This window comes from Aeromonas sp. s11 (genome assembly GCF_040907945.1).
Lineage (GTDB): Bacteria > Pseudomonadota > Gammaproteobacteria > Enterobacterales > Aeromonadaceae > Aeromonas > Aeromonas veronii.
The window spans coordinates 107,794-132,378 of the sequence record NZ_JBFOCU010000062.1 but is presented as its reverse complement, the minus strand read 5'-3'; the positions used below and the strand labels follow the sequence as shown (position 1 = coordinate 132,378).

The window sequence follows — 24,585 nt, the reverse complement described above, 5'->3', positions numbered from 1 at the left end:
AGTCTCAAACTTGTTCGATATCATAAACTTACTCGGGATTGCATCAAGCATAGAAATCAATTCCGGAACCGTTTGTCGATTCCACCAGCAAACTGGGGTTGGAAGTGGTGAGTTCCCCTTCAACCAGCCCGTTACCGGACCGCGGCTGACCACTACTCTGCCCCTGCTGACCCTGCCCGTTAAAAGTGGGCTGGCCCTGTTGCTGCTGTTGTTGCGACTGCTGCTGCACCTGCGTCTGACCAAGCTGGATCCCCTGCCCTGCCAGCATGTCACGCAGCCGGGGCATCGCCTGCTCCAGCATCTCGCGGGTCTGTCCATGTTGTACCACAAAATGGACGTTGGCCTGGCTGTCGGCTCCCATCTGGATCTGGATCTTCATCTTGCCAAGGCCGAGGGGGTCGAGCTGAATTTCCGCCTGTTGCAGTTTTTCGGCCAGCATTACATTGACCTTCTGGTGCAATTCGGCAGGCGCTTCCTGACTGGCCAGTTTCAAATGGGGTAAATTCTGCGGCTCACGGCGCAGCGTCGTCTCAGCGGCAGGTGCCCGGCTATCGGCTACCTGTGGCTGAGTCTGGCTGTTCTGGCCATGCTGAACGGTCTGGCTCGGGCTGCTCTCACTGCTAGATGTCGTCGCAACCAGGCTCTTCTCCGCCTCATCGGCCTTCGGTTTTACCTCAAGCGCAACCGCTTTACGCACCTCGTCGGTGCCGGTCACTTCCATCTGCTTGATGCCGGCTGAAATAGTCGACAGCGGCGCTTGCGGCCCCTGAGATTCAGCCTGTGCCAACACCTGCTGCGGCGCCACCATCACGGGGGCGGCAGCACTATCGCTCTGAGCCGTCGCATTTGTCGTTACGCTGCTCTGGGCTGCGGCACTTTCTGCGGCACTCTGCGCCGTCCTCACGGGCGCCGAACCTTGATTAGCGGCGGTGGCTTGCTGCTGGCTACCCTCGGCGGCCCCCTTTTCTGCCCCCTTGCCAGCTACCCCACTTCCATCCGCAGTTGCTGAAGTGGTTGCAGCGCCCGCCTCAGGCTGCTTGAGCCCCTCGCTGAAGGCCTTGAGCGCAGCCCCCTGAGTCACGGCTTGCGTCGCCTGCCCCTTGTTAGTCAAAGCATTGCTGGCGGCGAGATCGGATTTGCTGTCGCCAGCCTCTTTTGCAGCGAGAGACTCAGCGGATTTGGCAGTGCTTGCCGACTCATCGACCGGCAGCGCCTTGGCCAGCTGGGCCATTCGCTCGGCCCCCGTGAGGGGCTTGGTGTGCTTGCCATCAGCCCCGAGGGTTTCGCCCTTGGCAGAGGCTTTCTCCCCGGCCTGCCCATCCGCAGTAGTGGCTGCATCTTCACCTTCAGAGGAGAGAGCGGCAGCAGAGGCATCGCCCTTCGCCACCACTCGCGCCGCTGAGGAGGATACGGTGGTTTCTGAAGTCGAGTTGGCGGTCGTCGCCAGCGGCGACTGCGCCCCGGTCTGACCAGCAAGCTGTTGGGCAATCCTGGCTGCGGCTGTGGTCTGCTCGCTTTCATCAAGCGCAATCCCCTCCAGCTCACCCTCTTGCGGCAAAGGATTGCCGTCTACCGCAGTGGCGGTCTGTTGGGCCGCCACCGCCAGCTGGGGAGTCACTAGCGAGGTATCGAGCTTGAGGGAGTCTTGCAGGCGCAGCAGAAAGTCGGTGGCAGGGACCTCCTCCACCTTGTTGTCGGCGTCAGGATCCTGCTCCTTGCCGGTCTCCTCTTTGGGAGAGGCGCTCTCGGTCGCCAAAGATTTGGCTGATCGGACATGGTTACCGCCCTGAGTGGCTTCGGGGGTGCCCTGCTCGCTGTTCCGGGCCTTGGCAATCAGGGTGGCGAAATCCCCCTTGCTGTCGCTGTCGGTTCCCCCATCGATACTTTTGCTCTCGACGGAACCGCTCAGAGGCGCTTTGTCCAACCCGTTGGCCGGAGCCGAAGGCGTTTGTGTCAACAGTGTCTGCATCATGATGGGATCCCTGAATTCTGGTGGCCCCCAAAGAGATGGCCGCCGACAATGTCCATATCAAAGCAAGTTACAGGCCAGATTGATGAAAGCGTCGCAACATGGCGTACTCATCCAGCATCTTCTGCTCCTGACGCTGGGCTTTCTGCTGCTCGCGGCTCGCTTGCTTCTCCAGTAACAGCTCTACCGCCTTGCGCCTCTGCTGGGCCGCTAGCCACTCTTCACGGCGCTGTTCCAGCGCCTGACGCACCTGCAACACCCCTTCGTACTGCTGGGTCGCTGCCTGTTCGAGCTTGTTGATAAAGGCGTGATACTGGGTATTTTGTTGAGGCGAAATCCCCTGCAGGCCGCGATCGGTCCACTGCTGGTGATAGATCTGGCGGTACTGGTTGAGGGCATTTTGCTGATCCATGAACAGCTTGAGATCCTGCTGTGCCTTCACCAGCGCCAGCGCACACTGCTGCTCCGCCTCCACCAGCCGGTCGGCCAACAATACCAACCCTTTACTCATCGTCGACCTCTCTGTTACCGACCATCATCAGCGCATCAATGGCATCGCCACCATCTGCAAGGCTTGCAGGCCATCATCGTAGTGAATGACCTCGCGCATCCCCTGCTGCAAGAACTGATCCAGATAGGGTTTTTGAATGATGGCGCGATCAATGCGCGGATCGGAACCCTGACTGTAGGCACCGATGGTGATGAGATCCCGGTTCTGCTGATAGAGGGAGTAGAACTGCTTGAGGGTGCGCGCCAGATCCATATGTTCCGGCGAAGTGACCATGGGCATGACCCGGCTGATGGACTTCTCGATATCGATAGCCGGATAGTGGCCCGCATCGGCCAGCTCACGCGACAGAACTATGTGGCCATCGAGGATCGCCCGCGCCGCATCGGCAATGGGATCTTGCAGGTCATCCCCCTCGGTCAGGACGGTGAAGAAGGCGGTGATGGAGCCCTGGCCGTCACTGCCGTTGCCCGCCCGCTCCACCAGCGCCGGTAATTTGGCAAATACCGACGGTGGATAGCCCTTGGTCGCCGGCGGCTCGCCCACCGCCAGCGCGATCTCACGCTGGGCCTGGGCATAACGGGTAAGAGAGTCCATCAAGAGCAACACGTTGAGCCCCTGATCGCGAAAATATTCTGCAATGGCCAGCGCCGTTTCACACCCCTTGAGCCGCATCAGCGGCGAGGCGTCGGCAGGAGCCGCCACCACCACGGAGCGGGCACGCCCCTCCTCTCCCAGAATGTCTTCGATAAACTCTTTCACTTCCCGGCCCCGTTCACCGATGAGGCCGACCACCACCACATCCGCCACCGAGCCGCGAGTCATCATGCCCAGCAGCACCGATTTACCGACACCGGAACCGGCAAACAGCCCCATCCGCTGGCCCTGCCCCACCGTCAGCACGGCATTGATGGCGCGTACCCCCACGTCCATCGGCTGATGGATCGGGCGGCGAGAGAGCGGGTTGATACGGTGCTGGGCAAACTGCACGGTCTGGGAGGAGAGAATGGGGCCGAGCCCATCGAGTGGCTGGCCGATGCCGTCGATGACTCGACCTAGCAGGTTCATGCCGACCGGAATGCCGTGCTCTTCGGTGATGGGCACCACCCGGGCACCGGGGATCACCCCCTTGAGCTGCTCGCTCGGCATCAGATAGAGACGATCGCCAGAAAAACCGACCACTTCAGCCTCCAGCGTCCCATCAAGGGTATCGATGCGGCAGAGGGCACCGATGGCGGCACGGCAGCCGATGGCTTCGAGGGTCAGCCCCACCACCCGGGTCAATTTGCCGGCGACAGGCGGTTTGGGGGCGCTGTCGCGTACCTTGTACCCTTGCAACCGGTTCAGTAGCGAGCCGCTCATCTGGCCTCCTGAGAGCTAAAAAGTGCAGCCGGACGGCAACGTCCGGCATCGGTTATGGGCGTGAGTCCGGCGAAGCCGGTTTCTGGGACGCATTGTCCCGCAAGAAATTGCGCAGCAACTGATCGATGCGCCCGGAGAGGGTCAGATCGATGCTGGAGAGCTCGGTAGCCAGTTGCAGATCACCGGGGGAGAGGGTGGGATCGCTCTGCAATCGCCAGTGGCGCTTGGCGCACTCTTCGGCGCCAAATGCCTGTTCGATTCGCGCGATATCGTCGGGATGCAACATCAGAGTCACCCCCTGTTCGGCGGCAGGCAGCAAGGCCAGCCCCTCTTTAAGCGCCTCCAGCAGAATGCGGGGGGAGGTCTCGGCTTCGTGACGAATAAGCGCGCGGGCCAGTTGCATCACCAGCGAGACCAGTTGCTGCTCCACCGCCTGATCCAGCTCGTTAAGCGGATTGGCAAGGCGGGCGGCGAGCCCCTGCCAGTGGGCGATCTCCTGCTCCACCAGCTCGCGGCCCATAGCCAGCCCCTCCTCGCGCCCCTGTTCGAGACCGGCAGAGTGGCCCTGTTGCAATCCTTCCAGCTTGCCCTCTTCCATTCCCTTGGCATAACCGGACTCGCGCCCCTCAGCCATTCCCTCTTCCCAGGCGGCCTGACGGATCGCTTCAAGCTCTTCGGCGGTGATGCTGGGGGTCGGCTCCTGTTCGGGCTCCGGCTCCACCACCTCCTCTTCCTGCTGATACCAGTCAGGGGCCAAGCCGAGGGCATTGGTAGGCGCTCCCGCCTCTACCTCGACCTCCATCTCGGGCCAGCCCCAGGTCTCAACCCGGGCATCATCGCCCTCGGGGCGCACATAACCACGCAGTTTGTTGTTCATGCTTTGCGCGGCTCCTCACCACTGCCTGATGCGGGTTTGGCATCGCAATTCGGTTTATGGGCCATGGCTTAGAGGAACTCCTCGCCGCCACCGGCACCCAGCATGATTTCGCCAGCATCCGCCAGACGACGGGCGATGGAGAGGATCTCTTTCTGGGCCGCTTCCACTTCGGAGACCCGGATCGGCCCCATGGCCTCCAGATCGTCCGCCAGCATTTCGGCCGCCCGTTTGGACATGTTCTTGAAGATCTTCTCGCGCATCTGATCGTCGGAGCCCTTGAGGGCACGTTGCAGCAGATCCCCAGGCACTTCCCGCAGCATGGTCTGGATGCCGCGATCGTCCACATCGATGAGGTTTTCGAACACGAACATCAAATCCTGGATCTGCTGGCTCATCTCTTCGTCCGACTCGCGGATGGAGTCCATCAACTGGCCTTCGATATTGGTATCCAGATAGTTCATGATGTTGGCGGCAGCCTTCAGGCCGCCCATCTTGGCTGCCTGGGCACCGGCCGCACCGGCGAACTGTTTCTCCATGATGTCGTTCAGCTCTTGCAGTGCCGCCGGTTGTACCTCTTCGAGGTTGGCGATACGCATCACCAGATCGAGGCGCACCTGCTCCGGGAACTGGCTCAGGATCTCGGCGGACTGCTCCGGCTCCAGATAGGAGAGCACGATAGTCTGGATCTGCGGGTGTTCGTTCTGGATGATGCTGGCCACCTGACGGGCATCCATCCACTTGAGCGAATCGAGGCCGCGGGCGCCGGAACCGAGAATGATCTGGTCCACCAGGTTGCTCGCCTTGTCCTCGCCAAGGGCCGCCACCAACGCCTTGCGCACGAAGTCTTCGCTGCCGATACCGATGTTGGTGTACTTCTGGATATCGTCGATGAATTGACGGTGCACCGCCGCCACCCGATCGTGACTGAAGTCAGACATGGAGGCCATCGACATACCGAGCCGCTGCACCTGCTTGGGCTCGAGATGACGGAAGATCTGGGCGGCATCCTCCTCATTGAGGCTGAGCATCAACACCGCAGCCATCTCCATCCCCGACATCTGGTCGAGGATCTGGCGCTGACTGTCGGTAATGTCATTGCCGGTGACTTGACTCTTCTTTTCTTCAGGCATCTTTGTTCGTTACCCATTCTTTAATGACCTGAGCGGCCAGATCAGGCTCGTTCGCCACCAGCGCACGTACCGCCTTGAGCAAGTCTTCGTCACGGTGCAGATCCGGCAGTTTCAGCTGGCCATCACGGACACCAAATACCTGATCGTTCTCGACTTGTGCTGACAGCAGACTCAACTCGTCGTCGCCACCCAGTACGGTGTGGTTGTCGAAATCCACTTCCCCTTCCGGTTTGGCATCCGGGTAGAGCAGTCGCTTGAGCATGGGGCGAACCACGGTGACGATCAAGACGATGATCACCAGTACCGAGGCGGCAATCCGCACCGCACGCCAGAACCAGGGCTGATCGTAGAGCGGCACTTCGGCCACGGTATCCAGCTCTGGGCGATTGAACGGAATCGCGACCACCTCAAGGGTATCACCACGGGTCACATCAAAGCCAAGGCCACCGCTCAGCAAACGGCGCAATGTATCGAGTTCTGCCTGGGTGCGCGCCTCACGGGTCACGGCCCCGTCGGCACCGGGTACCGCTTTGTAATCCACGGCAACCGAAACGGTCATGCGGCGAATGCCACCCATCTGGCGACGGGTATGGCTGACGGTGGTATCCAGTTCGAAGTTGCGGGTTGCCTCTTTGCGGGAACGGCCCGAAGCGGCAGCGCCGGCACCATCACCACCGGTCGCCTCCTCGGGAATATTGGAGGCGGCAGGGGGCTGGTTGGAGAGGGCGCCGGGCACACCACCGTTGCTGCCGCTGGCGCTGTTCTCTTCCATGGTCATTTCGGAGCGCACTGCAGGCAAGTCAGGGTTGTAAGTCTTGCGGGTCTGCTCCTGCTGGGAGAAGTCGAGGGAGAGATCCACTTCCGCCGTATAGTTGTCGGCCCCCAGCACCGGGATCAGGATGGCGTCAATTTTTTGTTTGTACTCCAGCTCCTGCTTCTGCTGCATGGCAAACTCTTTGCGAGTCTGGGCCGAGATCGGGTCTTGCGAGCCGGAGTTGAGCAGGCGGCCATTCTGGTCGGTGACGGTGACGCGGGTCGGCTCAAGGCCGTGTACCGCAGAGGCAACCATATCGACGATGGAGTCCACCTCCCCCTGCCCCAGCGCCGCCCCTTTCAGGTTGAGCACCACGGTGGCACTGGGTTTGCGTTCGTTGCGGGCAAAGACGTTATCTTTGGGGATGGCCAGCAGCACCTGGGCCTTGGCCACATTCTGGAACTGTTCAATGGCGCTCGCCAACTGGCGCTCGCGACTCAACTTGAGGCGCTCGGCCTCCATCCGCTGGCTGACACCGAAACTGGAGTCCTTGAGCAGAATATCCTCTCCACCATTGGCTACATCGGCCGCATTGGTGAGGCCGGCCCGGGTCAGTGCCAACCGGATACTGGCAAAGTTCTCGGCACTGACCAGCACGCTCTTGCCATCGACCTCATAGGGGATCTTCTGCTGATCGAGGAAGTCGAGGGTCTTGACCAGCTCCTGAGTGGTATAGGTGCCAAGAGGGCGCATATCCGGCTCCTTGCCCCACAGCAGGATAAACACCGCAATGGCCAGACAGATGGCAAGCCCCAGGATCAGGGTGATTTGCCGCAGCACATCGGTGTTGGACAGGAAGCCCAGCGCCGAACTCTTCTGCTCATTTTCATCGAGGGCGGCAGTGCCCTCATCGTTTATCAGCAGATCGCCGTTTTGGTCAGTAGCCACGATTTATGTCCTTATTGCTGACATGTTCATGATGTTCAGTCGTCATGGTTTATTGGCGTCGCTTATACCGGCATGTTCATGATGGTCTTGTAGGCATCGACCATCTTGTTGCGCACCTGTACCGTGGCTTCAAAGGCGATGGACGATTTTTGGCCCGCGATCATCACTTCAGCCAGATCCACCGACTTGTCGCCCATGTCGAAACGGGTACGCAGGTCATTGGCGGCCCCTTGCAGCTCGTTGACGTTGCCAAGCGCCTGTTGCAGCAGCTGACCAAAGTCGGAGGTTACCTGACGACCGGGTTGTGCCAGCGGCGTTGCGCCTGCTTCGATCTTGAGCGCCTGCATCTCTTGCATCAGGCTGCTTGCACTAATTTCCATTTTCCATCCCCAGACAAATCATTGACGCTGGCATGCAACAAGCAATTAGAGTGCCAATGCGTTAAAAGCGCGATGCGGATGAGTGGCCAGACCAGGCCGGACGGGTTCGACAACGGCAGGTGGCTCTGATTAAATCCGACTCTGACGCCCACTTTTGCTGGCTGGCAAGGAGTCCGCTCTGGATTATCGCAAACCCGTGTTCAAGGCGATGGACTACATCAGCCACCATCTGGATGACAATCCGAGCCTGGATGAGGTCGCAGCGGCGGCGGCCATCTCCACCTTCCACTTCCACCGTATTTTCAAGACGATGGTCGGCGAAACCATTGCCGGATTTACCCGGCGCCTGCGTATGGAACGTGCTGCCCGTCGCTTGCTCGCCTCCCCCCAGAGCGATATCACCACCCTCGCACTGGCCGCCGGGTTCTCCAGCTCGCAGAATTTCGCCAAGGCCTTTCGCCTGCACTTCGCCATGAGCCCCTCGGAATACCGCCAGCAGCAGGGGGGAAACTGGAAAAGCAAGATTGGAAACGATCCCCTTCCCTTTGACACCTATGATGGCCTGGTCATGCACCCGGTCACCGAACACCCGGGTCTGTTGCAGGGGGCAAGCGTCAGGCAGATGCCCACCCGGCGTGTGGCGTACATGCGCCGCCTGGGCCCCTATGGCAAAGAGACCTGCGAGCAAGCTCATCGGGATTTGCTCGCGCTGTTCGCCTCAGACGAGGCGATGACACCGGCGGGTACCCTGAGTCTCTATTGGGATATCCCCGATATCACCGATGAGACCCGTTGCCGTACTGACGTCTGCATCGAGCTGGGGCCAGAGATCCCCGCTGGGCGCCAGTTAACCACCCAGACCATCGCCGCGGGACCCTATGCGGTTTGTCAGTTTATCGCTCGCGGCGATCAACTGGTCGCTTGCTGGGAGACGGCGTTTCGCTGGGTAGTGGGCCAAGGGCTGAACTGCGACGATCGCCCGTGTTACGAGCAATACCACGCAGGCACGGACCCCGACCGGGATCATTACGTGTTTGATATCTGTATCCCGCTGATCAACCGATAAGCCGATACCTCATTTCCATTTACCCACTTCGGTGCCTTCGGGCACCGAAGCGACGGAGTCATGCCCATGAATATCAAAACGCTGTTTCTCGCCAGCCTGCTGGTGACGCTTCCCGCTGCCGCCAATGCCCAGTCACAGAGCCAGACGCTGATCTTTGGCGGCACCATCTACAGTGGTGATCCGGCGAACCCTCACCCGGAAGCGGTCGGCATTGAAGGTAAAAAGATAGTGGCAGTCGGCAGCTATCAGGAGGTCAGCGCCCGCCTCGGCAACCATGCCAAGCGTCTTGATCTGAAAGGAAAGTACCTGATGCCGGGGCTCATCGACAGCCATGTTCATGCGGCATTTGCCGGTTTTCAGGGGATGACGGTTAACTTTCCTGACGCCATGAGTGAGGTTGAGCAGGTGCAGCAATTTCTGACCCGCAGCAAGGATGATCCCCGCCTGACACTGGGCGATGTAGAGCTATACAGCAATGTATCCCTCGACTACTGGCATCAGCTTCCCCTGCTCGATCAGGTGTTCAATGGCCCGCAATACCGGCAGATCCCGGTAGTGCTTGCCGGTTCGGATGCCCACACCGGTTGGGCCAATCAGGCCATGCTGCGCAAGGCTGGCATTGATGCCGACACCCTTGACGGTCGTTATGCTTCGCTGAAAGGCAATTTTGGCCTCACCCCATCCGGCAAGCTCAATGGCTTTGCCTCGGAAGGCGGCTGGGATGCCATTCTCAAGGCGCTGCCCCCCGTCAGCGACGAGACGATTGCCAGTGCCATCATGACCGCCGCCAAACAACTCAATCAGGTGGGCATTACCGCCTGGATGGACCCTATCAGCAACATTCGCCCCCTTGCGCCCATCTTCAACGCCGAGCCGGATCGCCGCGATACCGGCCTGCTGCCGGCGTACAGCATGCTCTCCCGGGAAGGCAAGCTGACCGGACATGTATCCGCACTGGCACTGGTGGGGATACATGCATCACCCGCCATCATTGATGATATATTGGCGCTGCGACAGCAGTTTCAAGATGCCCCGGACGTGAAACTGGTGGGGATAAAGATCCTGCAAGATGGTGTCATCGAGTATCCATCCCAGACCGCCAAGTTGAGCGAGCCCTACCTCAACCGTCCCGGTTACAGCGGCAAGGACGATCTGGACAAGCAGCGTTTCAACGAGCTGATCCGCAGCGCGGATGCCCATCAACTTATCGCTCACTTTCATGCCATCGGCGATCGGGCCGTCCGTGAATCCCTTGATGCCATCGCCTATGCCCGGGCCCACAATCGGGATCACCGCCTGCTGCACAGCATCACCCATCTGGAGGTGGTGAGCCCGGCCAGCATTGCCCGTTTCAAACCGCTCAATGTGGCCGCATCGATGCAACTCTTGTGGGCCGGTAAAAACGTGGCGACCACCCTGCTGCTTGAAGGAAAAGTGCCCCCGGCACTGCTGGCCCGCCTCTATCCGGCAGGCAGCTTGCTGCAAAGCGGCGCCATTATCGCCGGTGCCAGTGACTGGCCGGTCTCCAGCCCCAACCCTTTCCTCGCCATGTATACCGCGATCACTCGTCAAGGGGAGCTTGGCTTGCTGCCCCCCGCCAGCGAGCAGATCAGCCGTCAGGCCATCTTGCAAGCCTATACCCTCAGCGCCGCCAAGGTAATTGGACGGGAGAAAGAGATTGGCTCCATCAGCGCGGGCAAGAGTGCTGACCTGATCTTGCTGGATCGCAATCTGGAACAGGTAGCAAGCGAAGAGCTCAAGGAGACCAAGGTGCTCTGGACCATGTTCAAGGGCAAGCAGGTCTATTCAGCCCACTGACACCGAGAGAACAAACAGGCCCGCATTGCGGGCCTGTTGGCAAGATCACGACAAACGCATGGTGTGCAGTGAGCAACCGATAACAGCGTGATTAGCGGCTCGTTTCAGTCAGGTCCTTGTCAATCCAGTACTTGGAGCCGGAGATATTGGCATCGAGCAGCAGGCCCTTCTCACCAATCTGGTAGATGGCCATGCCGCCATTGTATTTGGCGGTAAGCTCGGCGCTCTCCTTGCCGGCCACCACGCCCACTTCGGAAGTGGCCTCCCACCCCTGGGTCACGAAGGCATCGAATCTGGCCTTGTCTTCAAACAGGATCACCTGCTGATAGAACTTGCCACCAATCCCTGCCGCCAGACCCGCACCAAACATCTTCATATAGGTGTGCTTGCCGGTTTTGCGATTGACTGCCACCCCGGCCCCCTGATTGGTATGCAGCATCAGGGAGAACTTGCGCGAATCGAACACCGCATAACCATAAGCCTTGTCAAACAACAACTTGGCTGATGGCTGCTCGTTGAACAACCGGATCAGCGCAGTGTCGGCCATGGTATTGATCGCGATCCTCGCCTCTTTCGCCGTCTTGGGGTTGAGCATCTCGTTGAGCTCCTTGTCGGCTGCCTTCAGCCACTCCTTGCCGGTCGCGATGCTCTTGTCGGTCCAGACCCCGGCGGTATTGAACGCCTCTTCACCCCATGCAGAGATGGAAGCCCAGCTCTTCTTGGAGAAATCGCTGACATCCTGCCACACCTCCTTGCTGGTCTCGCTCACTGCCGCTCCGAGATCGGACGCTGCGGCCTTGAGCTTGGCCCAGTCGGCATAACAGGGTGAGAAGGCCAGACTCAGTGACAAGGCCAGCAACCAGTTACGCTTGTTCATTTTTTCACTCCCGTATTGTCGAGTGTCTGGGTTACCTGGGGCGATCAACTACAACAGGCTACCCGCTGAAAATCACTCCCGCATTATCGGAAGGGAATCCGGTTAAGCAATCATTGAGTCCTGTTTATACCGCCACAGCCCGACAGCGGTTAACAAAAAGGCTGCTCATCAAAGAGGAGCAGCCTTGTTAAGCACAGTAAAACCGGACGGGCTTATTCGACCATCATCACCTTGCAGGTGTTGGTACTACCCACGGTTTCCATCTTGTCACCGTGAGTCAGCAGCACCATGTCGCCGCTCTGCAGCAGCCCCTTCTCCTTGAGCACGGCCAGCGCATCGCGGCACACTTCGTAGACCGGTTTGGTCTCGTCACCGTCAAACATCACCGGGGTGACGCCACGGTAGAGATTGGTCCAGGCCAGGGTCTTGTTGTGGGGAGACATGGCAAAGATCGGCAGACCGGAGCTGATACGGGACATCAGCAGCGGAGTGGTGCCGGACTCGGTCAGTGCCACGATCGCCTTCACCCCTTCCAGGTGGTTGGCTGCATACATGGTGGACATGGCTACAGCTTCTTCAACGGAAGTGAAGGTGTAGCTCATGCGGTGGTTGGAGACGTTCAGGCTCGGATGCTTCTCGGCACCGACACAGACGCTCGCCATGGAGGTCACTGTCTCGATGGGAAACTGACCGGCGGCAGTCTCGGCGGAGAGCATCACCGCATCGGTACCATCCAGCACGGCGTTGGCCACGTCCATGACCTCTGCACGAGTCGGCAGCGGCGCATTGATCATCGATTCCATCATCTGGGTCGCGGTGATCACCACACGGTTGAGACGACGGGAATGGCGGATCAGCTTCTTCTGTACGCCAACCAGCTCGGGGTCACCGATCTCGACTCCCAGATCGCCACGGGCGACCATCACGGCATCGGAACCGAGGATGATGTCTTCCATCGCCTCATCGGTGGCGACGGTTTCGGCGCGCTCAACCTTGGCCACGATCTTGGCATTGGAACCGGCTTCGCGGGCCAGCTCGCGGGCGTAGCGCAGATCATCGCCACAACGGGGGAAGGAGACCGCCAGATAGTCCACGTTCATACGGGCAGCAGTCTTGATGTCTTCTTTGTCTTTCTCGGTCAGGGCCGGAGCGGAGAGACCGCCCCCTTTCTTGTTGATGCCCTTGTTATTGGAGAGCGGCCCGGCCACGGTCACCGTGGTGTGAATGCGAGTGCCTTCAACCTGCTCGACCTTCAGCTGCACACGGCCATCGTCCAGCAGCAGGATGTCGCCCTGAACCACATCGTCTGGCAGGCTCTTGTAATCGATGCCAACCTGCTCCTGGCAACCTTCACCCTTGCCGAGTGCCGCGTCGAGAATGAACTTGTCACCGATGGCCAGATAGATTTTGCCATCCTTGAAAGTGGAAACACGAATTTTCGGGCCTTGCAGATCACCCATGATGGCGACGTGACGACCGAGCTTGGCAGCAATGTCACGCACCTGATTGGCGCGCAGGATATGGTCTTCAGCAGTGCCGTGAGAGAAGTTCATCCGCACCATGTCGGCCCCGGCGCGGATGATCCCTTCGAGGATCCCTTCGCGGTCGGTAGCCGGACCGAGTGTGGTTACAATCTTTGTACGTCTAGGCATGAAAGACTCCAATATGAAGTTGATATGACTTGAGATTCTGCCCCATCAAGCCCATGGCTCGATGCACCCGTTTGCAAACCATCTGGGTGGTTTTTGTTATTAAATTACAATACTACACCAAGGCGGGTGGCATAGACAGTCGGGGGCCGGAGCCCCCAACGGTTCAGGAAGAGTGCGGGGTTTCGAAGCGGGATTCGCGCAATCCCTCTTTTACTTTCTTCAGATTTTCGCGAAATTTCATCCCCCGGCGCAGGGTAAAACCGGTCGCCAGCACATCCACCAGCGCCAGCTGGGCGATGCGGGATGCCATCGGCATATAGACATCGGTATCTTCCGGCACATCCATGGATAGCACCAGATTGCACTCGCGGGCCAGAGGGGAGTCCTTGGCGGTCATGCCGATCACGGTGGCGTCGTTCTCGCGAGCCAGCGCGGCGATTTCGACCAGCGCCTTGGTGCGACCGGTGTGGGAGATCAGCACCACAACATCCCCTTCGCTGCTGTTGATGCAGCTCATGCGCATCATGACGATATCGTCAAAGCTCACTACCGGAATGTTGAAGCGAAAGAATTTGTTCTGGGCATCGCGGGCAACGGCGGAGGAGGCGCCAAGGCCGAAGAAGCTGATCTTCTTGGACTGGGTCAGGATATCGACGCAGCGGTTGATGGCAGAGATATCCAGGCTGTTTTTGGCGGCATCCAGACAGGCCATGGTGGATTCGAAGATCTTGGCGGTATAGGTATCCGGCCCATCTTCCGCTTCTACATGACGATTTACGTAAGGGGTGCCATTGGCCAGGCTCTGGGCCAGATGGAGTTTGAAATCAGGAAAGCCCTTGGTATCGAGACGGCGGCAAAAGCGGTTGACGGTCGGTTCACTGACGTCGGCCATCTTGGCCAGAGCGGCGATGCTGGAGTGGATGGCGGTCTGGGGAGACGCCAGGATCACCTCGGCAACCTTGCGTTCTGATTTACTGAAACTTTCCAAGTTGTTCGTAATTTTATCAAGGGTATTCATCATCACCACCAGGCGTTTTTGTAATTTAGCTTCAGTGTCTTTGCACTCAATCTACGGCTAAGCAAGTTTCCATTCAAGCTAAGGACTATACAAGACAAGCGGTTATCGCAACTAACGCCTGCCATACAAAGTATGACTCATCTCTAATTATTTCGTACTTTTCGTTACAAAACGTCACCTTGCCATGAAAGCGCTTACAAATGTTGCAAAGCAACAACACTGTGAGCAGGCGCACGTTTGTATCGATCCGGCGGGTGAGTGAGCACGAGCTCGGATAGAATGGGCCGTCATAATCCAACAATAATCTAGGGACACCAGAGTCGTCCCCATCCTGTAACGAAGGAGTTGTTATGCAGCATACCCATGCTCTGGTCGGCGATGTCGGCGGCACCAATGCGCGTCTGGCCCTGTGTGAGCTGGCCACCGGTACTATCTCTCAGGCAAAGACCTACTCAGGTCTGGCCCATCCCAGCCTTGAAGCCGTGGTACGCCTCTATCTGGAGGAACACAAGGTTCAGGTGGCTGAAGCCTGCATCGCCATCGCCTGCCCCATCAACGGTGACTGGGTCGCTATGACCAACCACAGCTGGGAGTTCTCCATCAGCGAGATGCAGAGCAATCTCGGGCTGGCACGCCTGCAAGTGATCAACGACTTTACCGCCGTCTCGATGGCGGTGCCGGTATTGGCTGAATCGGATCGCATCCAGCTGGGCGGCGCCGCGCCGGTAGCGGGCAAGTCCATCGCCATCTATGGTGCGGGCACCGGCCTTGGGGTCGCCCATCTGGTCAAGGCGGGTGAGCAGTGGCTGAGCCTGCCGGGTGAAGGTGGTCATGTGGATTTTGCTGCCAACACCGAAGAGGAAGATGCGGTACTGCAAGTAATGCGAGGCGAATTGGGCCATGTCTCGGCAGAGCGTTTCCTCTCCGGCCCGGGTCTGGTCAATCTCTATCGCGGGCTGGTGAAATCCGATGGCCGTGAGCCAGAGCCGTTTGCCCCCAAAGACATTACCGAGCGCGCACTGGCCGGGGAGTGCCTCGATTGCCGTCGCACCTTGAGCCTGTTCTGCGTGCTGATGGGCCGCTTTGCCGGCAATCTGGCCCTCAATATGGGTACCTTTGGCGGCGTCTATATCGCAGGTGGCATAGTGCCGCGCTTCCAGGAGTTCTTTACCGGTTCCGGTTTCCGGGTCGCCTTTGAAGACAAGGGGCGCTTCAAGTCCTACCTCAAGGAGATCCCGGTGTTTCTGATCACCCATGAAGGGCCGGGGCTGCTCGGTGCGGGCGCTTACTTGCGCCAGTCGATGGGGATCACTATCTGATTGAAGAGGGGAACGAGGCGGGATCATCCATGGTTCAGCCTCGATTCAGTGTGAATGGCATAAAGTAGCCGCACGTAACCAAGAGTGTTGTGCTTCACAAGGAGTGGAAAGCGACTCTCATCCGCTGGATACGTTTGTCACCTGACAAGCCTGAACTGTTTCAACCGGCCTTTTGGCCGGTTTTTTTTACGTCTGATATCCGGGATTACTGGGCCAGCGCCTTCAACTGCGCCTTGTCTGGCGGATTGTTCCAGTCGATGGGACCGTGGGTAAAACGGTACTGCAACCGTGGCAGGCTGGTCTCCAGCCACTCTTCCCGAAAATAGGCATAACCCTGATCCCAATCCGGATCATTGGCCCAACCGCTCTGGAGGAAGTAGAGGCGAGTGCCCTGCCCTTCCGGCACAAAGCGCAGGCAAACCTGGGTCTTTTGCTGGCGGATATGGGGTAGGCTGGGCGGGAAATTCCAGCTGAAACTGAGCAGGTCATAGGGCATGACGGCCATGACCCGGCACCCTTCACTGCCACGTTCACCCAATGGGGCATCAGGCCTGAAGTAGATCTCGAAAGGACCATTCGGTTCGGCCACCATCAAACATTCGGGAGCCAGAAAACTGCGCAGACCGCTTTCGGTAGTCCAGGCGTGCCAGACATCGTCTATGTGCGCCGGAACAAAAATGTTGCCTTCAATCAGTTTATTGTCCATAAATCAGCGATCCTCAAGCCATCCATACAAGGGACTCCGGCAGTATAGCCCCATGGCAAATACAATGGACAGTGCTTAATCACACCCTTGTCATTTGCATCGATTAACCTGCCGCTGTGCAGCTGCCTCAATGAACATTGGCTTGATCCGGGAGGGCATCATGATCCGGCTCATGGAAGAACACGACATTCCCCAACTGGCCCGGCTGTTTTTAAAGAGCCGCCGCAACACCTTTCACTGGGTTGATCCCGCCCGTTTCCAACTCGAGGATTTCGAGGTGCAGACCAAAGGTGAACAGGTGTGGGTCGCCGAGCAGGGGGGCAATATCTGCGGCTTTATCGCCATCTGGCAGCCCGACCACTTCGTCCATCACCTCTATGTGTCAAGCGACTGGCACGGTCAGGGGATAGGGCGCGCCCTGCTGGAGCGGGGCCTTGCTGATTCACCGCACGGCTCGCTCAAGGTTGCGACCCGCAACACGGCGGCAGTAGCCTTCTACCATCGGCTGGACTGGCAAAACAGTGATGAGACAGGCCACTGCGAGGTCACCGGCCCCTGGTGCAAGTTATTTAGAAACTAGCGGGACGCCCGGCACCTGCGCTTTGCGGCTGAACAGGCACCAGCGGTGCCGGGGGGAAGAACCAGCGATAGAGATCGAACCAGCCATCTCGCTGGGCAATCACGACCTCATGCACCGGATCGCGCTGGAAAATTGCCACCTTGTTTTCGGTCAGCGGCACCCAGGCATAGTTGACCAGCGCATATTGCGACTGGATCAGGTTGTACTCATTGAGATAGGAGTCATCGTTACCCGACTCATGCAGTTGGGTACGACTGTCGATGAGGTAAACAAGCTGGTTGAAGAAGGTCAGTTGAAAACCGGTCACCCGCCACTTCTCCCTGGTCGCCTCCTCCTCTTCGATTACGGTGATTTTGCCCCAGCGGCACACCCCGTGATAGTTGACTCCATTGGCCGACATTTTCAGGTCGTAATGGCAGCCCAGACTGTTGATAAACATCCCGACCACAAACAACAGCACGACAAACAGTGGCAACAGCAGCAAGGTATTTTTCAGTGTTCGTTTCATCAGAGATCCCTTACAGCGTTTTTTCGAGCTCTTTATAGGAGAGCACGCGAACCTGGTGGCCGGAGACCAGCACCAGCGATGCTGGTTTGACTGGTGGCACATCGCTCCGTGCCTCCATCTGGCAAACAACGCCGGTCGGCGAGTCGGTGCAGTGCACATGGAGCCACTCGAAATGGAGATAGCTGGCGACAAACGCCACCAGCACAACCAGTAGCAGATTGACGTATATCAGGCCCCTTGCCAGCATTGGCCGCCCGATACCGCTGAGAAAGGCAAGTTTGGCGCGCTCACCAAAAGAACGGGGAGCAGCAGACTCTATGATGACCTCGTGGTCGGAGCTTGGTGATGGCGATGGTGGCTGCGCAGCCGCTGCAGGCATGGGCTCGCTCATCGGCTCGGGCAAGGGCTCACTCTCTGTTGGCAATGCCTTGCCGTAATAGCTCTTCATCTTGCAGTTCAGATGCAGGGAGTACCCTTTTTTCGGGGTACTTCTGATATCCAGCGTCTGGGGGGATGAAGTGAAGTGGCGACGAATATTGGCGATGGCCACGTTCAGTGAGTTGGGGCTGATGGGGCGACCCAACCAGCCGATATCGAGCAACAAATCCTTGTCGCACACCTCGTCATGGTGATCGAGCAGATAGCTGAAAATGAGGCTCTCTGCGGATGACAAGCGCACCACCCGGGCGCTTTGCAAGTTGTCCTTGTCGGCACAGAAGATCAGCTCTCGCCTTTTGACATCAAAGACATAATCACCGAAGTGATAGGCTGATATGTTATTGCCTGGCGCAACCCCCGTCATACCAACCACCTGTTATTTGCATTCATCATGAAGAAGATGGGATTCCACACCTGATAAAGCCAGATGGCGGCTCAGGACTCGCTGTAATTAAACGAAATTCTAAAGGGTCGAGATCAGCGGCACAATAGATGCAGGCAGGCATGAGCGGGGAAAATGAAAATATGCGTCCAGCGCTGTCGGACTGCGTATCGGGCAGAGCATGATGCTGCGAGTTTCGCCTATCGCGGTCACGCCAATCTCAGCTGAACAGTGACATGGGCATGACGAAAAGCGCTGCAGGACAAGGCCCCTTGCCCCTCACGACATCTCGCAGCGCCTCACAATAAAGGGAACCTTACCTGCCCCGCAGGATGCTCCAACGGGGCGAAGTGAACTGACTAGACCCGAAACTGCTTGAGGAGGGTGTCGAGTTGGGCCGACAGCTGCCGCAGATCGCTGCTGGCCTCGGCAACCTTTGCCACTCTGGCCGCACTCTCGCTGTTGAGCGTCGCAATCCGGTTGACGCTATGGCTGACCGCCTCTGCCACCGAGTGTTGTTCTTCCGATGCCTGGGCGATATACATGTTCATCTCGCGGATCAGGCTGACCTGATTTTTAATTTTCTCCACCGATATCTGCACATCTGCCGCCTCGATTCCGGCGCGGGATGCCTTCTCCTGACTCTGTTGCATTCCGGCCCCGACATTCTGGGTCGCTTGCTGCAACCGTTTGATACTGGCACTGATCTCCTCCGTCGACTGGCGAGTACGGCCCGACAAGGTGCGCACCTCATCCGCCACCACCGCAAAACCGCGCCCCTGATCACCCGCCCGCGCCGCCTCGATGGCCGCGTTGAGGGCAAGCAAATTGGTCTGCTCGGCAATACCGTTGATCACTTCGATGATGGTGCCAATGCTGCTGCTTTCGGTCGAAAGGGTGCGCATCAGGGTGGCGACTCGCTCCACCTCCCCCACCAGTTGATGGATGGCCTCATTGGCATGGCCCGCCAGATTGTAACCCTGCTCCACATAGAGGTTGGCCTCATCGGTAGCGCCAGAGGTTTTCACCGCGTTACCAGCCACTTCCTGCACAGCCTGACTCATTTCGGTAATGGCGGTGGCGACCTGATCCAGCTCGGATTGCTGGGCGTCACTGCCTACCCGGGTATCTGCCGAGAGGGAGTCACAGAGTTCGGCGGTTTGCAACACACCGGCAGAGAGCTCGTTGATCTCCGCCACCATCTCCTGCAACTTGGCAATAAAGTGGTTGATGTTGGTGGCCAGCGCGCCCATCTCATCCTGACGGCTGATCTTCAGACGCCGGGTCAGATCCCCCTCTCCTTTGGCCAGATCAAACACCGCCTGATTCATCTGATGGAGCGGCCTGAGCACATTGCGATGAATCAGCACCATCAGCAACGCGATGATGCAGAGATCGAGCACCAGGATCTGCCAGACGGTGGTGATCAACTGCTGGCGCAGTTGGGCCTGAATGGCGGCATCACTGGTTTGCACCAGCAATCGGGCCACGGTGTTTTTCTGGCCGCTGTCGTCATAGACCAGATCATATCCCCCATAGGCAGCAGTATCGGCAGGCATGGTTGTCACAGGGGCAATGCTCCCCGCCGAGTCACGGGCAAACCCGGCTACCAGCTTGTCCTTGTTGAGCACTAGCAAAGCACTCAGGATATCGGCCGCCAGCTCGGACTTTAGTGATGCCTCGATGAAGGCCGATTCATAATTCCACAGCGGGCCGGGCAGGGAGAGCTGCAACCGGCCGATGGCCTGTTCGACCAGCACACTCTGTTTGCTGTAGCTCTCCGCCCTGACCGCGTGGTAGTTGTAAGCGCCAAACAACACCAGTAGCAGACTCACCGACAGGGAGGTCAACACGGCAATCCTGAACGTCAGACTTTTCCAATCCATGGTTTCCTCCCGGTTTTACGGCAGCCGGCGTAGTGCCATTGAGCGGCACTTGCTATTGGTACTGTTACTGGTACTTGGCATTGATCTTGTCGATGGTGCCATCCGCCTTCATGGCAGCGAGGATCTCATTGAGCTTGGTGATGAGCTCATCGGGCGTATCCTTGTTAAACGCCAAGCTCATCTGGGTTTCCTTGAACACGAAGACCGGCTTGGGTGAGGCCACCTTCTCCTTGCTGGCCAGATAGGGCGCCAGATACTGGCCGGTTGCCCATAGATCGATGCGACCTGCCTCCAGTTTCTTCACGTTGGCGGTATCGTTGGCCGCCAGTTGCAACTTGGCAAATCCCTGGGCCTTGAGATATTCGGCGGCCGCATCACCGTTATAGCCACCCACCGAATACTGCTTGGCATCTTCCAGCGACTTGACCGTGATATTGGCGGTCGAACTGGAGAAAAACACCCAGTTGTTATTGACCAGCGGCCCGACCCACTTGAACAGCGCTTCCCGCTCCGGAGTGCGGGTCGTGGAGTAGAGGGCGGTATTGGGGGTGCCGAGGGTATCTTCGTACGCCCGTTTCCAGGGCATCAGGGTCAGCTTGTATTCGACTCCAGCACGCTTGAACAGCTCTTCGACCACCTCGGTCGACAGCCCGATAATCTTGCCCCCCTCCCCCTGCATGTTGAATGGCGGGTAATCCTCGGTCATCACGTTCAGTGGCGCAGCCTGAACAGCGCTTATCGCCATCATGGAAGAGACTGAAAAAATTGCACTTTTCCACAGCAGTTGATAGTTCATTGCAACCTCGCTTTGCTTGCCATTCATCCCTGAACATCCGCCGTTACCAATGGCGGTGCACGTCTGACCCGCTGGGGTCATGCCGGCTTTCACGGCTCGCCGCCCACCCATGTGCAGCAGCAAACAGATCCGGATTTTGCCTGTGCGCAACGAAACGCAACCGGCGAGGGAGGCTCACAACAAATCGAGGTGGAAACATGCCAGGGCAGCATAAGGGGAGTGCGGAGTGAGGCGGATAAGCCTCTGCCATACAACAGCGCCGTGGCAAAGAAAAAGCGCATCGTTTTATGACAGGGGTCTGGGAGAGAAATGATAGAAAACGCCAACATCCATTTTCCCATACTGCTCGAGGAGACCTCAGAGCCAAACCTGTCCTTTAGCTAAGGTCACGAAAAGAGATACGTCAAATGAGAATGCTAACCCCCTCATCTGCTTCCAAATTAGATTCCAGATGAGCTCCGCCGAGCCAAAAAGTGGCGCTAGATACCCGAAAATGAGAAGGCCACCGCGAGGTGGCCTTCTCCAAATTAACAATGAACGTCTGGTGGAACTCAATCCTTGGCCGCGTCCATCACACCCTCTTCGGAGTGCGCAGGCAGGATCAGGTTGAGCAGGATGGCGGCAACAGAGGCCAGGCCAACGCCGGCCAGCGCGAAGTCGCCAATCTTCATCTCCAGCGCACCGACACCGACGGTCAGAGTCACTGCGACGATGGCGATATTGCGTGACAGTCCTAGATCCACCTTGGATTCCACCAGCGTCTTGAGACCGATGGCAGCGATGGATCCGAACAGCAGCAGCATGATACCGCCCATCACCGGCATCGGGATGGAGGTGAGCAGCGCATTGAACTTGCCGAAGAAGGCCAGAATGATGGCAAACACGGCTGCCCAGGTCATGGTGACCGGATTGAAGTTGCGAGTGATCATCACGGCACCGGTCACTTCGGCGTAGGTGGTCACGGGTGGGCCACCGATGAAACCGGCGAAGCAGACGCCGATGCCGTCACCGGCCAGCGTACGGTGCAAACCCGGATCCTTGGTATAATCCTTGCCAGTCACGCCACCAATCGCCAACACGCCACCGATATGCTCGATACAGGGGGCGATGGCTACCGGCAACATGAACAACGCAGCAGCCCAGTTGATCTCCGGGGTTTCGAAGTGGGGTAGCGCCAACCAGGGGGCGTTCACCATGCCATCGAAACTCACCTGGCCCATGAACACAGCCGAGACATAACCGGCAATCACGCCGCACAGGATGGGGATCAGCTTGATCCACCCCTTGCAGAACACAGCTGCAATCAGGGTGACCGCCAGCGAGATACCGGCCAGCGTCAGCGCAGTCCCCGCAGGAACCACCTGCTCACTGCCGGCGCGGCCCATCGCCATGTTGCAGGCAACCTGCGCCACAGAAAGACCGATCACCATGATCACCGGGCCAATCACCACGGGCGGCAGCAATTTGTGCACAAAGCCCATCCCTTTTGCCCGGATCAGCGCAGCCAGAATGAAATACATGAAACCGGCGGCAAACAGGCCAAACATGGTGGATGGCAATCCCCAGGTCTGGGTGGCGTAGATGATGGGAGCGATGAAGGCAAAACTGGAACCGAGGAAAATCGGGACCTGGCGGCGGGTGCAGAGCTGGAACAACAGGGTGCCCACACCGGCGCCAAGCAGGGCCATGGAGGGGTTCAGTCCGGTGAGCAGGGGCACCAAAACCATGGCGCCGAAGGCGACAAACAGGATTTGCAGCCCGGCGACACTTTGCTTGACTAAGGAAAACATGGATGTCCTTAATTTTTTGATAACTGATGGGGATATTTATCACTTTTCAGTCATCACAAGACTTTTGCAAGGCGCAAAATGAACACAAATGCGTCACTTGTTACCTTTTACTGCTTGGGAAGGGCATGAAACTGGCTTTTTAGGCGGGATTCGTTGCTACAAGCATCGAGTATGCGATTTTACGCATTATTGTGACGAACGCCAATCGTTTTTCCATCATGTTTATTGTGTTCATGGTCAAAAATGCCGCCGCCAAGGGGCGCTCTATAATGGATCCTGTGAATCAAGATGGACAAGGAGTCCCCATGTCACAGCCCCCATTCAAGGCCAGCCAGCGCAGATTGCTGATCGGCTCGGCCATCGCTCTCGCCCTGTTTGCGAACCCGTTCAGTTATGATTTCGCCCACAATGAGTGGCAAATGAATCAGGCCTATGCCAAGTCCTGTTTTATCGCCGGCACTCGCATCACGATGGCCGATGGCTCCACCCGCCCCATAGAGACGCTGCGGGTCGGTGAACGAGTGCTGGATCAACACGGCGGCAGTAACCGGATCCTGGCGATCGAACGGGTCATACTGGGCAAGCGCAGACTCTACGGGATCAATGATCTGCCCCCATTCTTTACCGCAGAGCACCCTCTGCTGACCACTCGGGGCTGGGCAGCCATCTCACCGGCCATGACCCGAACCGAAAACCCGCAACTGGCGGTGCTGCCGCTATTTAACGGCATGCAGATAATATGTCGCCCGGCACCAGCCATGGTGACGGGCAATCTGGCCCTGCAACCCCAGCTGGAATTACTGCTGGTTGAGTCACTCTGCTGGATCAAGGCTCCTCCCACTACCGCACTCTTCAATCTGCTGCTCGATGGCAGCCACAGCTACATCGCCAATGAGCTGATCGTTCACAACAAAGATGGCGATGGTGGCAGTGGGGGCAGCAGTGGTGGTGGCGACAGCGGTGGAGGCAGCAACAGCGGCGGTGGCAACAACAGCGGCAGTGGCAGCAACAGCAGCGGAGGCAGTGATAGCGACGGCGGCAGTGATAACGAGAGCAGCAGCCACGGCAATCAGGGTCAGGGAGAGCATGCCGGCGGAGAGCTGCATGGTGGAGGTGAACGGCATGCTGGTGGAGAAAAACATGCAGGGGGAGAACGCCATGGTGGTGGCCACGGGTTTGGCAATGGCGTTGATGACAACGGCGTGGATGCGGTCGATGCCAATGGCAACAAGCTCAGAGGTGACGGCACGGTCGATGACAACGGCGTGGATGCTGTAGATGCCAACGGCAACAAACTAAGAGGTGATGGCTCGGTCGATGACAACGGTGTGGATGCTGTCGATGCCAACGGCAACAAACTAAGAGGTGATGGCACGGTCGACGATCGTCAGCAAGTGCTTACCGATGAGCAGGAGCGGGCGCTGCTCAACAACGGTTTTCGCCAACAGGGGCAAGCATGATGCGATATCTGTTACCACTCCTCCTGCTCGGCCTCACTGGCTGCGCCACGGTCGACACCCCGCCGCTTTACCATCAGATGGATAAGACAGATGTTCAACTGGCCAATCAGGCACTCGCCAAGGCGCTGGAAACCCGCACCAAAGGGCAGAGCCTCACCTGGTTCAATCCGGCTAATCGTCACTCGGGTAGCGTCACCCCGCTACGCACCTTCCGCCATACCAGCGGGGAGTGGTGTCGCGACTATCGCGAGCAACTCTATATCGGCAAGGCGAGCCAGCAGTGGCAGGATACCGCCTGTCGCAATCAACAAGGGCGCTGGCGGCCATTGCGAACTTAGTGAATGCCACGGGGGATAAACGA

The 24,585-nt window shown here is 58.3% G+C and carries 22 protein-coding genes; 6 read left to right on the top strand and 16 right to left on the bottom strand.

The genetic code is table 11. From position 1 onward, the window contains the following. Positions 1 to 43: 43 nt before the first annotated feature. The 7 genes from AB5Y84_RS19115 to fliE form a co-directional block, all read right to left on the bottom strand. Positions 44 to 1,972, bottom strand: coding sequence for a flagellar hook-length control protein FliK (locus AB5Y84_RS19115; RefSeq protein ID WP_368177571.1), 1,929 nt, complete (start codon positions 1,970 to 1,972; stop codon positions 44 to 46). Positions 1,973 to 2,039: 67 nt separating this feature from the next. Continuing rightward, entirely contained in the window at positions 2,040 to 2,480 is a 441-nt protein-coding gene (fliJ, locus tag AB5Y84_RS19110) for a flagellar export protein FliJ (RefSeq protein ID WP_005334746.1), read from the bottom strand. A 27-nt stretch (positions 2,481 to 2,507) separates the two neighbouring features. Next, complete coding sequence (fliI, locus tag AB5Y84_RS19105) at positions 2,508 to 3,839, bottom strand: flagellar protein export ATPase FliI (RefSeq protein WP_005334747.1); 1,332 nt, start codon at positions 3,837 to 3,839, stop codon at positions 2,508 to 2,510. Positions 3,840 to 3,891: 52 nt separating this feature from the next. Further along, the gene (fliH, locus tag AB5Y84_RS19100; RefSeq protein WP_047439663.1) at positions 3,892 to 4,716 is read right to left on the bottom strand and encodes a flagellar assembly protein FliH; all 825 of its coding nucleotides are present in this window, start codon (positions 4,714 to 4,716) and stop codon (positions 3,892 to 3,894) included. Between the two features lie 68 nt (positions 4,717 to 4,784). Then, positions 4,785 to 5,846: a flagellar motor switch protein FliG gene (gene fliG / locus AB5Y84_RS19095; protein ID WP_005334749.1), complete on the bottom strand. Its 1,062-nt coding sequence runs from the start codon at positions 5,844 to 5,846 to the stop codon at positions 4,785 to 4,787. Then, a complete protein-coding gene (fliF, locus tag AB5Y84_RS19090) occupies positions 5,839 to 7,548 on the bottom strand; it encodes a flagellar basal-body MS-ring/collar protein FliF (RefSeq protein ID WP_368177570.1) in 1,710 nt (569 codons plus the stop codon). The genes fliG and fliF overlap by 8 nt, the downstream gene beginning before the upstream one ends. 62 nt (positions 7,549 to 7,610) lie before the next feature. Beyond that, positions 7,611 to 7,928, bottom strand: coding sequence for a flagellar hook-basal body complex protein FliE (gene fliE / locus AB5Y84_RS19085; RefSeq protein WP_005362062.1), 318 nt, complete (start codon positions 7,926 to 7,928; stop codon positions 7,611 to 7,613). 154 nt (positions 7,929 to 8,082) lie between these two features. Between fliE and AB5Y84_RS19080 the strand changes: the two genes are divergently transcribed. Beyond that, positions 8,083 to 8,994, top strand: a complete 912-nt coding sequence (locus tag AB5Y84_RS19080; protein ID WP_368177569.1) for a GyrI-like domain-containing protein — start codon at positions 8,083 to 8,085, stop codon at positions 8,992 to 8,994. Between the two features lie 66 nt (positions 8,995 to 9,060). Then, positions 9,061 to 10,812, top strand: a complete 1,752-nt coding sequence (locus AB5Y84_RS19075) for an amidohydrolase (RefSeq protein ID WP_368177568.1) — start codon at positions 9,061 to 9,063, stop codon at positions 10,810 to 10,812. Between the two features lie 91 nt (positions 10,813 to 10,903). Here the strand turns inward: AB5Y84_RS19075 and AB5Y84_RS19070 are convergent, their stop codons facing one another. The 3 genes from AB5Y84_RS19070 to AB5Y84_RS19060 all read right to left on the bottom strand — a co-directional run bounded on the left by AB5Y84_RS19070 (position 10,904) and on the right by AB5Y84_RS19060 (position 14,359). Continuing rightward, positions 10,904 to 11,689, bottom strand: a complete 786-nt coding sequence (locus tag AB5Y84_RS19070) for a hypothetical protein (RefSeq protein ID WP_021229875.1) — start codon at positions 11,687 to 11,689, stop codon at positions 10,904 to 10,906. A gap of 212 nt (positions 11,690 to 11,901) precedes the next feature. After that, complete coding sequence (gene pyk, locus AB5Y84_RS19065; protein WP_005362071.1) at positions 11,902 to 13,341, bottom strand: pyruvate kinase; 1,440 nt, start codon at positions 13,339 to 13,341, stop codon at positions 11,902 to 11,904. 163 nt (positions 13,342 to 13,504) lie between these two features. Beyond that, entirely contained in the window at positions 13,505 to 14,359 is an 855-nt protein-coding gene (locus AB5Y84_RS19060; RefSeq protein ID WP_005334759.1) for a MurR/RpiR family transcriptional regulator, read from the bottom strand. A 350-nt stretch (positions 14,360 to 14,709) separates the two neighbouring features. Between AB5Y84_RS19060 and glk the strand changes: the two genes are divergently transcribed. Continuing rightward, entirely contained in the window at positions 14,710 to 15,678 is a 969-nt protein-coding gene (gene glk / locus AB5Y84_RS19055; RefSeq protein ID WP_257725185.1) for a glucokinase, read from the top strand. A gap of 205 nt (positions 15,679 to 15,883) precedes the next feature. On the opposite strand, the gene AB5Y84_RS19050 is transcribed toward glk, so the two are convergent. After that, positions 15,884 to 16,384, bottom strand: coding sequence for an SRPBCC domain-containing protein (locus AB5Y84_RS19050; protein ID WP_005334766.1), 501 nt, complete (start codon positions 16,382 to 16,384; stop codon positions 15,884 to 15,886). A gap of 160 nt (positions 16,385 to 16,544) precedes the next feature. Here AB5Y84_RS19050 and AB5Y84_RS19045 point away from each other — a divergent pair, with 160 nt between their 5' ends. Continuing rightward, on the top strand, positions 16,545 to 16,964 hold the full coding sequence (locus AB5Y84_RS19045; protein WP_257725186.1) for a GNAT family N-acetyltransferase: 420 nt from the start codon (positions 16,545 to 16,547) through the stop codon (positions 16,962 to 16,964). Here the strand turns inward: AB5Y84_RS19045 and AB5Y84_RS19040 are convergent. The 5 genes from AB5Y84_RS19040 to AB5Y84_RS19020 all read right to left on the bottom strand — a co-directional run bounded on the left by AB5Y84_RS19040 (position 16,954) and on the right by AB5Y84_RS19020 (position 22,764). Continuing rightward, positions 16,954 to 17,472, bottom strand: a complete 519-nt coding sequence (locus tag AB5Y84_RS19040) for a hypothetical protein (protein WP_201903920.1) — start codon at positions 17,470 to 17,472, stop codon at positions 16,954 to 16,956. The genes AB5Y84_RS19045 and AB5Y84_RS19040 overlap by 11 nt on opposite strands. 10 nt (positions 17,473 to 17,482) lie before the next feature. Continuing rightward, positions 17,483 to 18,274: a transcriptional regulator gene (locus AB5Y84_RS19035; RefSeq protein WP_368177567.1), complete on the bottom strand. Its 792-nt coding sequence runs from the start codon at positions 18,272 to 18,274 to the stop codon at positions 17,483 to 17,485. A gap of 377 nt (positions 18,275 to 18,651) precedes the next feature. Continuing rightward, a complete protein-coding gene (locus AB5Y84_RS19030) occupies positions 18,652 to 20,178 on the bottom strand; it encodes a methyl-accepting chemotaxis protein (RefSeq protein ID WP_236563517.1) in 1,527 nt (508 codons plus the stop codon). Between the two features lie 64 nt (positions 20,179 to 20,242). Then, positions 20,243 to 20,974: an ABC transporter substrate-binding protein gene (locus tag AB5Y84_RS19025; RefSeq protein ID WP_026034978.1), complete on the bottom strand. Its 732-nt coding sequence runs from the start codon at positions 20,972 to 20,974 to the stop codon at positions 20,243 to 20,245. A 551-nt stretch (positions 20,975 to 21,525) separates the two neighbouring features. Continuing rightward, a complete protein-coding gene (locus tag AB5Y84_RS19020) occupies positions 21,526 to 22,764 on the bottom strand; it encodes a uracil-xanthine permease family protein (RefSeq protein ID WP_005334784.1) in 1,239 nt (412 codons plus the stop codon). Positions 22,765 to 23,069: 305 nt separating this feature from the next. Between AB5Y84_RS19020 and AB5Y84_RS19015 the strand changes: the two genes are divergently transcribed. After that, a complete protein-coding gene (locus tag AB5Y84_RS19015) occupies positions 23,070 to 24,224 on the top strand; it encodes a hypothetical protein (RefSeq protein WP_368177566.1) in 1,155 nt (384 codons plus the stop codon). Continuing rightward, a complete protein-coding gene (locus AB5Y84_RS19010) occupies positions 24,221 to 24,562 on the top strand; it encodes an RT0821/Lpp0805 family surface protein (RefSeq protein WP_368177565.1) in 342 nt (113 codons plus the stop codon). The genes AB5Y84_RS19015 and AB5Y84_RS19010 overlap by 4 nt, the downstream gene beginning before the upstream one ends. Positions 24,563 to 24,585 lie beyond the last annotated feature (23 nt).